13 protein-coding genes are annotated in these 11,458 nt (G+C 66.0%); 4 read left to right on the top strand and 9 right to left on the bottom strand.

Annotation, left to right across the window (positions count from 1 at the left end):
- Positions 1-106 precede the first annotated feature (106 nt).
- The 4 genes from L5876_RS00300 to L5876_RS00285 all read left to right on the top strand — a co-directional run bounded on the left by L5876_RS00300 (position 107) and on the right by L5876_RS00285 (position 3,874).
- On the top strand, positions 107-778 hold the full coding sequence (locus L5876_RS00300) for a hypothetical protein (RefSeq protein ID WP_236954096.1): 672 nt from the start codon (positions 107-109) through the stop codon (positions 776-778).
- Between the two features lie 37 nt (positions 779-815).
- Positions 816-1,439: a hypothetical protein gene (locus L5876_RS00295; protein ID WP_236954095.1), complete on the top strand. Its 624-nt coding sequence runs from the start codon at positions 816-818 to the stop codon at positions 1,437-1,439.
- A gap of 62 nt (positions 1,440-1,501) precedes the next feature.
- Positions 1,502-2,314: an aminoglycoside N(3)-acetyltransferase gene (locus L5876_RS00290; protein ID WP_236954094.1), complete on the top strand. Its 813-nt coding sequence runs from the start codon at positions 1,502-1,504 to the stop codon at positions 2,312-2,314.
- 57 nt (positions 2,315-2,371) lie between these two features.
- Positions 2,372-3,874, top strand: a complete 1,503-nt coding sequence (locus L5876_RS00285; RefSeq protein ID WP_236954093.1) for a S10 family peptidase — start codon at positions 2,372-2,374, stop codon at positions 3,872-3,874.
- 416 nt (positions 3,875-4,290) lie between these two features.
- Here the strand turns inward: L5876_RS00285 and L5876_RS00280 are convergent, their stop codons facing one another.
- The 9 genes from L5876_RS00280 to petA form a co-directional block, all read right to left on the bottom strand.
- Positions 4,291-4,947 (bottom strand): hypothetical protein, encoded by a 657-nt coding sequence (locus tag L5876_RS00280; protein ID WP_236954092.1) that lies wholly within the window; start codon positions 4,945-4,947, stop codon positions 4,291-4,293.
- 269 nt (positions 4,948-5,216) lie between these two features.
- The gene (locus L5876_RS00275; protein ID WP_039712104.1) at positions 5,217-5,747 is read right to left on the bottom strand and encodes an adenine phosphoribosyltransferase; all 531 of its coding nucleotides are present in this window, start codon (positions 5,745-5,747) and stop codon (positions 5,217-5,219) included.
- Positions 5,748-5,760: 13 nt separating this feature from the next.
- Positions 5,761-6,393, bottom strand: coding sequence for a glutathione S-transferase family protein (locus L5876_RS00270; RefSeq protein ID WP_236954091.1), 633 nt, complete (start codon positions 6,391-6,393; stop codon positions 5,761-5,763).
- Positions 6,394-6,396: 3 nt separating this feature from the next.
- Complete coding sequence (locus L5876_RS00265; RefSeq protein ID WP_236954090.1) at positions 6,397-6,798, bottom strand: lysozyme inhibitor LprI family protein; 402 nt, start codon at positions 6,796-6,798, stop codon at positions 6,397-6,399.
- Positions 6,799-6,876: 78 nt separating this feature from the next.
- Positions 6,877-7,611: a serine protease gene (locus tag L5876_RS00260; protein WP_236954089.1), complete on the bottom strand. Its 735-nt coding sequence runs from the start codon at positions 7,609-7,611 to the stop codon at positions 6,877-6,879.
- Positions 7,612-7,616: 5 nt separating this feature from the next.
- Positions 7,617-8,495 (bottom strand): S-methyl-5'-thioadenosine phosphorylase, encoded by an 879-nt coding sequence (locus L5876_RS00255; protein ID WP_236954088.1) that lies wholly within the window; start codon positions 8,493-8,495, stop codon positions 7,617-7,619.
- 106 nt (positions 8,496-8,601) lie between these two features.
- Positions 8,602-9,471 carry a cytochrome c1 gene (locus L5876_RS00250; protein WP_236954087.1) on the bottom strand — a complete coding sequence of 290 codons (870 nt, stop codon included), beginning with the start codon at positions 9,469-9,471 and terminating at the stop codon, positions 8,602-8,604.
- 11 nt (positions 9,472-9,482) lie between these two features.
- Positions 9,483-10,772 (bottom strand): cytochrome b N-terminal domain-containing protein, encoded by a 1,290-nt coding sequence (locus tag L5876_RS00245; protein ID WP_236954086.1) that lies wholly within the window; start codon positions 10,770-10,772, stop codon positions 9,483-9,485.
- Between the two features lie 18 nt (positions 10,773-10,790).
- Entirely contained in the window at positions 10,791-11,354 is a 564-nt protein-coding gene (petA, locus tag L5876_RS00240; protein WP_236954085.1) for a ubiquinol-cytochrome c reductase iron-sulfur subunit, read from the bottom strand.
- Between the last annotated feature and the right edge of the window lie 104 nt (positions 11,355-11,458).

Genomic DNA, 11,458 nt, shown 5'->3' with positions numbered 1-11,458 from the left:
CTAGCGCCAAATCGCGGTCAATGGCCAGTGCCTTGCTCCCACCTGTTCAGGGGATCGACGCCGGGCCAGTTGCAGGGCAGATTTCACGGCGGACAGGGAGATTCCGATGATCATCATTGCAATGGCCGCCGCGCTTCTGATGCAGGAGGAGCAGGTTCTGAGCCCGGAAGAGCTCGTCGAAACGCTCGACACCATGATGGGCGACCTCACCGAGATGTCTGACGAACTGGAAGAGGATGACGGGTCGGAGAGCACGGCCCGGTCACTTGTCCGGCTTTCGGAGACCGTGTTCGAGAACTCGCCCTTCGAGGTGTTCGCCCTGCGCGACCGCGACGACGTCATTGCCCGGATTACTCCGGCAATGGACGCGCTGATCAATTTCGAAGGCGAACATGACGGCGACTATTCGCTCGACTATGCCGTGAACGCCTTCCGGAACCGGGAAGGCCAGTCCGACGAATACCCCTTCTGCATGGCCGGATCGCCCGACACGATCGTTGACGAGCCGACGACCGATCCGGACGGCAATGTACTGAACATCCGTATCTGCTGGTATGGCCGTCAGGGCGAGGAGGAAGGCGAGCTGATCGGCAGCTATATCTACCAGATCAACAACGGCATCTATTACGTCCAGTATCGCGGCGGCGTGTCCGGCACGAACGAGGCCGGCATCCGCGAGCGTCTGGTGAATATCGAGCGCCTGATCGAGCCGCTGGTCCGGCACACGGTGATCGCGCGCGGCGAGCAGGAGCCGCAGCCTGCCCTCGACGCAGAATGACGATCGGTTAGGCTGCGCGGGACTTCAGGAGGCTTTCATGATCTTATCCCTCGCCCTTCTCGCGCTCGCGCTCGACACGCAGGACGCGCAAACCGCTCAGGCCCCGGTCACACCGCAGGCCGAGCAGGAGATCAGCGACGAGGCCCGCGCGGCCGCTTATGCCTATGCGCAGCAGATCGCCGGTTTCGCCGCGGAAACCGTCGAGCGCGAGGCGGGCGGTCACTATGCGCTCATCAATACCGAGACGCTGGCCGCCGAACTGGCCGAGCATTTCGCCGTCGTGATGACCTATGGCGACGCGGAACCGGGCGACTACAACATGGAAATGCGCGCGACCTTCTTCTCGGTCGCGGAGGGCGCGACGCCGTCAGGCATGTATTGCGCCGAGGGCGTGCCCTCGACCATGGTCGACCAGACGGTCGAGGACAGCGCGGGCAACGCGCTGCGTTTCCGCGGCTGCTGGGGCGGCGAGCAGGACGCAGAAACCGGCCGGCTGACCGCCGGCGTGATCTACCAGATGGACCGGAACGGGCATTACGCCCTCTATCAGGGCCTGATTGACGGACCCGACGAGGAAGGGCTGCGCGAACGTCTCCTGCTGCTGGAACCGGCGATCGGCGTGCTGGTCACGCACACGGTCTTCGTGCCCGAAAGCGAATAGACCCCGGCCCGTTCACGGATTTGTGCGGTCACGTGCGCGCCAGACCGGCTTAACGTGACGGAATGACCGCGACCCGCACCCATCTTTCCGAGGATCTCGCCCGGCTTTCGCTGAAGCCCGGGGACCTGGTCATGGTGCATGCTTCACTGCGCGCCATCGGCCCGGTCGAGGGTGGGGCAGACAGCGTGATCGGCGCCATCCTCGACACGATCGGCCCCGAAGGCACGATGGTGATGGTGCTGGGCGTCGATCATTCGGCGCGAGAAGCCGTGAAGCATCTTCCCGAAGCCGAACAGGTCGAAGCGCTCAAGGCACAGGCACCGGTCGACATCCGCACGGCCGCAGCCGATCCGGAAATCGGCGCGCTGGCCGAGGCGTTCCGAACCACGCCGGGCGTGATCGTCGGACTGCATCCCGATTCACGCTTCGCGGCGATCGGACCGGCCGCGGAGCGCATCGTCAGGGACATTCCCCTGCACGACTATCTCGGCCCTGACTCGCCGCTCGATCGGCTGTGCGACAAGCAGGGCAAGATCCTGCGTCTCGGGGCTGACGAGAACACGGTCACGGCGCTGCACCTGGCGGAATACTATGCCGGCGTGGCGGACAAGCGCCGCGCCCGGCGCTGGTACCACATCACGGACGACGCCGGGTCGCGCGTGGTCCATGTCGACAGCCTCGACAATTCCGACGGGATCGCCGCGTGGGACGGGGATTATTTCGGCGATATTCTCAACGAGTTCCTCGCTAGCGGAAAAGCGTCGTTCGGCCGGGTCGGCCGGGCGCGCGCCGAGCTGTTCTCCGCCAATGACATCGTCTGCTTCGGGTCGAAATGGATGACGGCCCACCTGAACCCGAAGAAGCGCGCCAGCTAGCCCTGCCCGGTCATCGCCGTTAGGTTCGGCCCCGGAGAGACTTCGGGGAGGATTGCCATGAAATTCTGGATCGCCGCGGCGCTCGGCGTCGCGCTTGCCGCCTGTTCGGCCGGTGCGCAGGAAGAGACCGAGACCGCCAGCACGGACGGCGCGCGCGTCTTCGCCAGCGACGGGCAGGTGACGGCCAACGGCCAGCGCATCCGCTACCGCGTCACCGCCGGGGAGATGATCCTCAATGGCGAGGATGGCGAGCCGAATGCGGCGATCTTCCACACCGCCTATATCCGCGAGGGCACGGGCGACCCGACCGAGCGGCCGGTCGCCTTCATCTTCAATGGCGGACCGGGCTCGGCCAGCCTGTGGCTGCACATGGGCGTGTTCGGCCCGCGCCGGGTGGTGCTGCCGTCCGACGCCACCGATGACGGCGCGCCGCCCTATCCGATCGTGGCGAACGAGCATTCCATCCTCGACGTCGCCGATCTGGTCTTCGTCGATCCGGTCGGCACGGGCTGGAGCCATCCGGTCGGCGATACGGATACGGGCGAGTTCTGGGGCGTGCGCGAGGACGCCGCCTCGCTGGGCGCCTTCATCCGCCGCTGGCTGACCGAGAACCGGCGCTGGAACAGCCCGAAATACCTCCTCGGCGAAAGCTATGGCACGACGCGGATCGCGGCGTTGATGAACGAGCTGCAGGGTGGCTGGACGGATGTTTCGATCAATGGCGTGGCGCTGATTTCCACCGTGCTCGACTTCCGCTTCGACGACACGTCGGAGGGCAATGACATCGGCTATACCGGCCTCGTCCCGGGCTTCGCGGCAACGGCCTGGTATCACGGCAAGGTCGATCGCGGCGCGTGGAACAACGACCTCGAAGCCTTCATCCAGGATGCGCGCGACTTCACCTACGACACCTACATGCCGGCGCTGATGCGCGGCGTGTCGCTGCCGGAAGACGAGCGCCGGGCGGTGGCCGAGGAATTGTCGCGCTTCATCGGCCTTGATGCGGGCTATCTGATGCGCGCCAATCTGCGGGTCTCGCTGTCGCGCTTCATGCGCGAGCTGCGGCGCGATGAAGGCCTCTCGGTCGGCCGGCTCGACAGCCGCTATACCGGCATGGAGCCGGACGGGGTCGGCGAGGATCCGGACTACGACCCGTCGGCCTACGGCATCGACGGGGCCTATACTGCCGCCATGCTCGACTATTTCACGCGCGAGCTCGGCGTCGACATCACCGACGAATATTCGGTGATCGACATCCCGACCGCGGTCGGCTGGGACCGCTCCACCGGGCAGGGTCCGGCCTATACCAATGTCGGCCCGTGGCTCGCCCGCGCGATGCGGCAGAACTCCGATCTCGATGTGCTGGTGGCGCAGGGCTATTACGACCTCGCCACACCCTTTTTCGGGGCGGAGCTGATGTTCAATCAGCCGGGCTTCGACCCGGCGCGCGTCCACTTCCGCTACTACGAGTCCGGGCACATGATGTATATCCACGAGCCCTCGCTGGAGGCGGTTGCCGAAGATGTGCGCGAGCTGATCCGCGGCGAGCTGGAGGGGTAGTCATTGAGCGACGGGCCAGAAGCCTCAAGGCGCGATCGGGGATCGATCGTCTGGAAGCGGTTCTGGATTGCCTTTTTGATCGGGTCGACCGTCAGCGCGTTAATGATCTTGGTGCGTTGGGATTCACTCAACGCGTTCCTGATCGGCTTCGCCGTCGCCATTCCAATCGTCTACGCATTCAGCTCAGTTTGGTTGTCGCTCACGAGAGACGAGTAACTGATCCACCTTGGCCTCCGAGCCAGGACCCGATCCTCCCCCTTGCTACCGGACAACGGAAACCAGACGGCAGCGTATTTCTTCCCCCGCTTGCGGGGGGAGTGCCCCGGACTTGTTCCGGGGCGAGGGGGGGATTTCCCCCCTCCACCACTTCGTGGTCCCCCTCCCCCGCAAGCGGGGGAGGAAAACCCATCGCGACACTACCGCGCCTCGCGCACCCGGTCGCAGAGCAGCCAGGCGAGGAAGGCGAGCAGCGTGTAGACGCCGATCACGTAGGGTCCGGCAACCGCCGGATTGGTCGGCGGCGGTGAGGCGTGGCTCATCCAGTAGACGACGGCCAGCAGCGCGAAGATAATGACCGGGCCGTAGTGGCCCACCGCGTTCTTCGCGCGCGTGGCGGACATGTAGACGAGCCAGCCGGCGATCAGCACGCCGAACTCGGCGACCAACGTCCACATGACGTGGTCCCAGAGGCCGAAACCGACGGACGGGCCGCCCGGCCAGAGCGGCAGGTCCGGCACGTGGACGAGGAGGTCGGCGAGCCAGTGCGAGAACACCGCTGCGGCGATCACCAGTCCTCCGGCCAGTTTCGACCGCTTGGCGATGCCCGCCCAGACAAGACCCAGCACCGCCGACCAGACCAGCGCCATGACCAGGCTGTGCGACCAGGGCATGTGGTAGAGGTCGAACGGGCTCATCGCGGTGAAGCCCGGCTCGATGCGGACATGCTCGATCCCGAGCGCGATGAAGGCGCCCCAGAGATAGTCGAGGAATTGCACCGCCACGAAGAGCGCCCACAGCGGTACCGGCGCAAAACGCGGTCCGGCGAGCGCGGGTCCGTAATGTCCGACGAACATGGGTGAGTCTCCCGGGTGGTTTGGGGGGAGCGTACGCCTCAATTCAAATAAATCACACCTGCCCCGGCCTCCGTGCCGGGGCCTGTCCACGTTTGCGGTCAACCTCCGGCGTGGGCAGGTCCCGGAATAAATCCGGGACAGACGTAGCACGATAGATAAAGTCATTCCGGCGAAAGCCGGAATCCAGATTTATTGACTTTCTGGATCCCGACTTGCGTCGGGATGACGCTTCCTCTTTTCGCGCAATGGAACGAGAGGAATGACGGAGCCTACTCCCCTTCGAACGCCACGAGGCTGGCGACGGGGACGCCCATCTCCTCGATGCGCTTCGCGCCGCCAAGGTCCGGCAGGTCGATGACGAAGGTTGCGCCGACCACGTCCGCCCCGGCCCGGCGCAGGAGGTTGATCGCCGCTTCGGCCGTGCCACCGGTGGCGATCAGGTCATCGACGATCAGCACGCGGTCGGTTTCCTCCACGCCGTCGGCATGGATCTCGATCGCGTCGGAGCCGTATTCCAGCTCGTATTCCTCGATCAGCGTGCGGTGGGGCAGCTTGCCCTTCTTGCGGATCGGCGTGAAACCGACCGAGAGCTGGTGCGCGACCGCGCCGCCGAGGATGAAGCCGCGCGCCTCGATCCCCGCGACCTTGTCGATCTTGGCTCCGGCCCAGGGCATGACCATCTGGTCGACTGCCGCGCGGAAGGCGCGCGCATCCTTCAGCAGCGTGGTGACGTCACGGAACATGATCCCCTTCTTCGGGTAATCCGGAATCGTGCGGATGGCGTCGCGGATGAAATCCATGTCTCGGGTCCCGTCAGTGGAAGGGGGCGTCGAAGGTCTCGGCGAGACCCGCGTCTTCCCAGGCGCGATAATCGGGGTCGGAGAGCAGCAAGTCCACATAGGCCTGCGCCGCGTCCGGCAATTCGATCGCATAAGTGCGGAAGCGAGTGGCCACCGGCGTGTAGAAAGCGTCGGCGATCGACCATGCACCGAACAGGAAGCCGTCGCCGCCCTTCGGGCAGGCCGCCCACATCGCCAGGATGGTCTCGATGTCCTGCCAGGCCTGAACGGAAACATCCGTGCCGCCAACCGGACGCTGGAGGTCCATGGACAGGTCGCGGCGCAGCCCGCCGAAGCCGGAATGCATGCTGGCCGTCACGGCGCGGGCATGCGCCCGCAGCGCCGGATCGGCGGGCCAGAGCGTCGGCGCCTGTTCAGCGGCCCATTCGCAGATGGCGAGGCTGTCCCAGAGGGTCAGCTCCCCGGCCTGCAGCACCGGCACGGTGCCGGCGGGCGACAACGCCTTCAGCGTTTCGCGCGTGTCCGGCTGATCGAGCGGGATCAGGTTTTCGGTGAAGTCGATTCCGGCCTTTTTCAGCGCCAGCCAGGGGCGCAGCGACCAGGAGGAGAGCCGCTTGTTGCCGATGTGAAGGACGGGCTTCGTCACGGGTCAGTAATCCGTCAGCTCGGCCGCGCGGGCGCGGGTCAGCGTCACGAGGCAGTCGAGCCGTTCGTCATCGCCGTGATCGCCAAGCAGCAGCAGCGAGGCGCGGCGGGTGCATTCCGCGTCGCGATAGGCAATCCAGGCCGCATTTGCGGCTTCCAGCGCGGCTTCGGTGTCGGCAGCGCCCGGCATGTCGAGCGCGATCTCGCGGGCCTCCTCGCGGGCCGCGGTCAATGCCACGTCCAGCTGGGCTTCTGCCGTGTCCAGCAGGTCTTCGAGGCAGCGCGTGCGCGCACCGGCATCAGTCAGGTGTTCGGCGCACTGCACGGAGGGGCGATAATCGCGCTCCAGCGGCGGCGGCAGATCGGCCTCCTGAACGGAAACCAGAGCGAGCATGAGTGTGAGCATGGCGGCGTCCCCGGAGCGAGCGTCGGAAGTCGTTTGGTAGACCGGGGCGGCGGCAGCGTCCACCCGGCGGCGCGGCGATCAGCGCAGCGGCTGGCTCGCCTCGATGCCGCGCTGGATCATGGCGTCGAAGCCGTCGCCGACCCCGCGTGCGATAGCGCGCTGGCCCGGACCCGCACCGCCGGTCAGGCGTCCGACATTGATGGCGATCACCGCCACCTCCCCATCGACACGGGCAAGGATCGGCGCGCCGGACAGGCCGCGCCGCGAACCGCAGGTGTGGGTGTAGATCAGGCGTCCGCCGTCATTCACCCGGTCGGAGCGTTCGAGATGGCAATCGGAATTGGCATAATCACGGCCGACCATCGCAACGGGGACTTCGCCCTGGACCGCGCGGATTTCGCGCACGGGCAGACGCGTGGCCGGACCGACAAAGGGCTGGTCCGTCACGACCACGGCCCAGTCATCCCAGGACGAGGAGAGGGTCGGCGGGTTGAAGGTGCGGATCACCCGGTAATGCGCCCCGTCCGGCCCCACGACGAAACAATTGTCGTGCGAAGGATCGCCATAGGCGCCGACACCGTGCGCGGTAGTGATGACGACCTCGCCCCGGCGTTCGCCCGCCGGATCGTCGGAGCGGATCACCACGCCGCTGGACACCCAGGCGCGCTGCGTGCCCGGTATGCGGCAATAGACCGAGACCATGGCCGCGGCGGCCTGGTTGACCTCGGGCGCCGCAAGCGGTGTCCAGGACTGGGCGCGCGCCGGCGCGGCGGCGAAACACAGGGCAAGGAACACGAAGAGACGAAGCAGCATCGGGGTCAGCGCGCCAGCGCCCTCCCCGCCACGGCATCGAGCCGGGCCATCAGTTCGGGATCGCGCGCATCCGGCGCGGTAAGGATGGCGCCGTCGAGCGCGGTCTCGGCGCCCGAGGGCGACGGCGTGCGCGGGGTGCGCGACAGCGTCTCGGCGAGGTGGCGGACCAGGCTGCGCGCCTTGCCGGTATTGGCGTGCATCACTTTCAGGATCGACTGAACGTCCACCGCCGCCTCCCCCCGTCGCCAGCAGTCATAGTCGGTGACCATGCAGACCGAAGCGTATGGCAGCTCCGCTTCGCGCGCCAGTCTCGCCTCGGGCATATTCGTCATGCCGATGACGTCGCAACCCCATTGCCGGTAGAGATCGCTTTCCGCGCGGGTGGAGAATTGCGGCCCCTGCATCGCCAGATAGGTGCCGGTGCGATGGGTGCGCGCGCCGGCGGCCTCAGCGGCATCTGCCGCCAGCCCGGCAAGGCGCGGACAGACGGGGTCGGCGAGCCCGACATGGGCGACACAGCCGGCACCGAAGAAGCTGCGTTCGCGCCCGGAGGTGCGGTCGACATACTGGTCGACCAGAACGAAGTCGCCGGGCGCGTAATCCTCGCGCAACGACCCGCAGGCCGAGAGCGAGAGAAGGTCGGTGCAGCCGAGCCGTTTGAAGGCATCGATATTGGCCCGGAAATTGATCGCGTCGGGCGGGATGCGGTGACCCTTGCCGTGGCGCGGCAGGAAGCAGAGCGTGACCCCGGCAATCTCACCGATCGTGAAGGCGTCGGAGGGTTCGCCCCACGGGGTGTCGACCCGCTCGGTGCGGACGTTTTCCAGTCCCTCGATCTCGTAAAGACCCGATCCGCCGATAATGCCGAGCGTCCAGCCGGACATGCGCGCCCTCCCCTTGTCACCACTCTAACGCCCCGAACCGGGGGCGGAAATGAAAAGGGCCGCGGTGGATGCCACCGCGGCCCGAATTCGTTGCTCGGGACGGAGTCTAGTGCTCGACCCGGCTCCAGACCTGCTTGTAGGCGAACCACAACAGGACGGCGAAGATGAACAGGTAGATGAGAACCATCAGACCCATCCGGTTGCGGTCCACGCGGTGCGGATCGGACGCCCACGCCAGGAAGGCGGTCACGTCATGGGCCATCTGCTCCGGCGTCGCCTCGGTCCCGTCGGCATAGGTAACCATGCCTTCGGACAGCTGCGGCGGCATCGCGATCAGACCGCCGGGGAAGTACTCGTTGTAGTACAGGCCCGGGCGAACCGTGACGCCTTCCGGCGCCTCGTGATAGCCGAGGAGAAGCGAGCGGACATATTCCGCACCGCCCGAACGCGCCTTCACGATCAGCGACAGGTCGGGGGGATAGGCCCCGCCATTGGCGGCCCGCGCCTGCTGCTCGTTGGCATAGACGCTCGGGAAGCGGTCGGCGGGAACGCCGGCCCGTTCGAACATGTCGCCGAAATCGTCGGGCCCGTCGGTGATGATGTAGGCCGAGGCAATCTGGCGCACGACGGGGTTGTCGTTCGGATTGTCGTAGCAGAGGGGCTCGGCGTGGTGGCCGTCGTCCTCGTGCGACGCATTCGGATCCGGGAAGCAGGTGAAGGGACCATCGCCCTCACCCAGATTTCGGAAGCTCATTTGCTCGAGCGCGTGACAGGCCGCACAGACTTCCTGGTAAACCTGGAAGCCGCGCTGCAATTCCTGGCGGTCGAAGGTTCCGAAAATCCCTTCCCAGGACCAGTCGTGCGGTTCGGGTTCGTGCGCCTCGCCCGGAGCTGCAGCTGCCGGAGCCGCCGTCAGGAATGCCGCGCCGATCAGGGCGCCGGCAAGAACGGCAAGATTGCGGATAAGCGTCTTCATCTTGCCCTCTCCTATTCCGCAGGCTGCGTGGTGGCGGGCTTGTTGCCCAGGACCGCGGCCTCGATGCTCGCCGGACGCTCCTTCGGCCGTTCCGTGAAGCCGAGAACCGGCAGGATCACGAGGAAGTAGGCGAAGTAGTAGAGCGTCAGGATCTGCGCGAAGGTCACGAAGGTCAGCGGGGTGCCCAGAACCGGATCATCCGGATTGCTCGCGCCGCACCAGCCGAGCGCCAGGCAGACGAGCAGGAAGATCAGGAAGAACCAGCGGGCCACCGGACGGTAGCGCATCGAGCGCACCGGCGAGGTGTCGAGCCAGGGCAGGATGAACAGCACCGCGATGGCACCGAACATTGCCAGGACGCCGCCCAGCTGGGCCGAGATCGGACCGATGTCGAAGGTGATGGCGCGCAGGATCGCGTAGAAGGGCAGGAAATACCATTCCGGCACGATGTGCGACGGCGTCACCAGCGGGTTGGCCTCGATATAGTTGTCGGCGTGGCCGAGTACGTCCGGGAAGTAGAACACGAAGGCCGCGAACAGCATCAGGAAGACGACGATCGCGAAGCCGTCCTTCACCGTGTAGTACGGGTGGAAGGGCAAAGTGTCCTTCTTGGTCTTCACGCTCAGGCCGGTCGGATTGTTGTTGCCCGGCACGTGCAGCGCCCAGATGTGCAGGATCACGACACCGGCGATCACGAAGGGCAGCAGGAAGTGCAGCGCGTAGAAGCGCGTCAGCGTCGCATTGCCGACCGAGAAGCCGCCCCAAAGCCATTCGCGGATGCCTTCACCGACCACCGGCAGCGCGCCGAACAGGTTAGTGATCACCATCGCGCCCCAGTAGGACATCTGGCCCCACGGCAGGACGTAGCCCATGAAGGCGGTCGCCATCATCAAGAGATAAATGACCACGCCGAGAATCCAGAGGACCTCGCGCGGCGCCTTGTACGACCCGTAATACAGGCCGCGGAACATGTGGATGTAGACCGCCAGGAAAAAGAAGGAGGCGCCGTTGGCGTGCAGCGACTGGATCAGCCAGCCGAACGGCACGTCGCGGCGGATGCGCTGAACGCTGTCGAACGCCATCGAGACGTCGGCGGTGTAGTGCATGGCCAGCACGACGCCCGTGATGATCTGGATCACCAGGAAAATCGCGAGGATGCCGCCGAAGGTCCACCAGTAGTTCAGATTGCGCGGCGTGGGGAAGTCCACGAAGGAATCCCACATCAAACGCGCGATGGGCAGACGCGAGTCGAGCCAGCGCTCGACACCGGTCTGCGGTTCGTAGGTCGAAGGTCCGCTCATAATCCCCTCGCGCTCCCCTTAGCCGATCACGACAATGGCCGGATTGGCCTCGTCGGCGACGCGCAGCGGCGGCACCGGAAGATTCTCGGGCGCCGGCCCGCGGCGAATGCGGCCGGACGTATCGTAGTGCGACCCGTGGCACGGACAGTACCAGCCATCATAGTCACCGGCTTCCCCCAGCGGCACGCAGCCGAGGTGGGTGCAATTGCCCTTCATGATGAGAAGGTCTTCGGTGAAGCGGCGGTTCTCGTCCGTCGCCGGCGCATCGTTCGCCAGGTTCTCGTTCCGCGCGAGGCGATCCGGCAAAGCGCTGATGTCGACCGCCAGTGCTTCCTCGATCTCGGCCTGGGTCCGGCGCCGGATGAAGACCGGTCCGCCGCGCCACATCACGGTGATTTGCTGGCCGGTTTCCACCGGCGAGGTGTCGACCCGGATGGACGCCAGGGCGAGCGTATCCGCCGCCGGGTTCATCTGGTCAATGAATGGCCAAAGGGTGAGCGCACCGCCCACCGCTGCCGCGCCGCCTGCGGCGATATAGATAAAGTCGCGGCGGGTGGGTTCCTGCCCGTGCTGGTCCGTCACTGCCGACCTCTTTTCCTTGTCACTAATCCGGAAGCGGCCGCTTCCGGATGCCCCCGCTTGACGCGCCGTCGAAGCAGAGGGCTTGTTCAGCGCAGAAAATAAAC

The organism is Hyphobacterium sp. SN044, assembly GCF_021864465.1.
Lineage (GTDB): Bacteria > Pseudomonadota > Alphaproteobacteria > Caulobacterales > Maricaulaceae > Hyphobacterium.
Note: the sequence above shows the minus strand (reverse complement) of the source record. Positions and strands in the feature narration are given on the sequence as shown.

Bases quoted from the DNA above. Each gene is read 5' to 3' on its own strand.
- L5876_RS00300 (WP_236954096.1), top strand. From the start codon at position 107: ATGATCATCATTGCAATGGCCGCCGCGCTTCTGATGCAGGAGGAGCAG.
- L5876_RS00295 (WP_236954095.1), top strand. From the start codon at position 816: ATGATCTTATCCCTCGCCCTTCTCGCGCTCGCGCTCGACACGCAGGAC.
- L5876_RS00290 (WP_236954094.1), top strand. From the start codon at position 1,502: ATGACCGCGACCCGCACCCATCTTTCCGAGGATCTCGCCCGGCTTTCG.
- L5876_RS00285 (WP_236954093.1), top strand. From the start codon at position 2,372: ATGAAATTCTGGATCGCCGCGGCGCTCGGCGTCGCGCTTGCCGCCTGT.
- L5876_RS00280 (WP_236954092.1), bottom strand. From the start codon at position 4,947: ATGTTCGTCGGACATTACGGACCCGCGCTCGCCGGACCGCGTTTTGCG.
- L5876_RS00275 (WP_039712104.1), bottom strand. From the start codon at position 5,747: ATGGATTTCATCCGCGACGCCATCCGCACGATTCCGGATTACCCGAAG.
- L5876_RS00265 (WP_236954090.1), bottom strand. From the start codon at position 6,798: ATGCTCACACTCATGCTCGCTCTGGTTTCCGTTCAGGAGGCCGATCTG.
- L5876_RS00260 (WP_236954089.1), bottom strand. From the start codon at position 7,611: ATGCTGCTTCGTCTCTTCGTGTTCCTTGCCCTGTGTTTCGCCGCCGCG.
- L5876_RS00255 (WP_236954088.1), bottom strand. From the start codon at position 8,495: ATGTCCGGCTGGACGCTCGGCATTATCGGCGGATCGGGTCTTTACGAG.
- L5876_RS00250 (WP_236954087.1), bottom strand. From the start codon at position 9,471: ATGAAGACGCTTATCCGCAATCTTGCCGTTCTTGCCGGCGCCCTGATC.
- L5876_RS00245 (WP_236954086.1), bottom strand. From the start codon at position 10,772: ATGAGCGGACCTTCGACCTACGAACCGCAGACCGGTGTCGAGCGCTGG.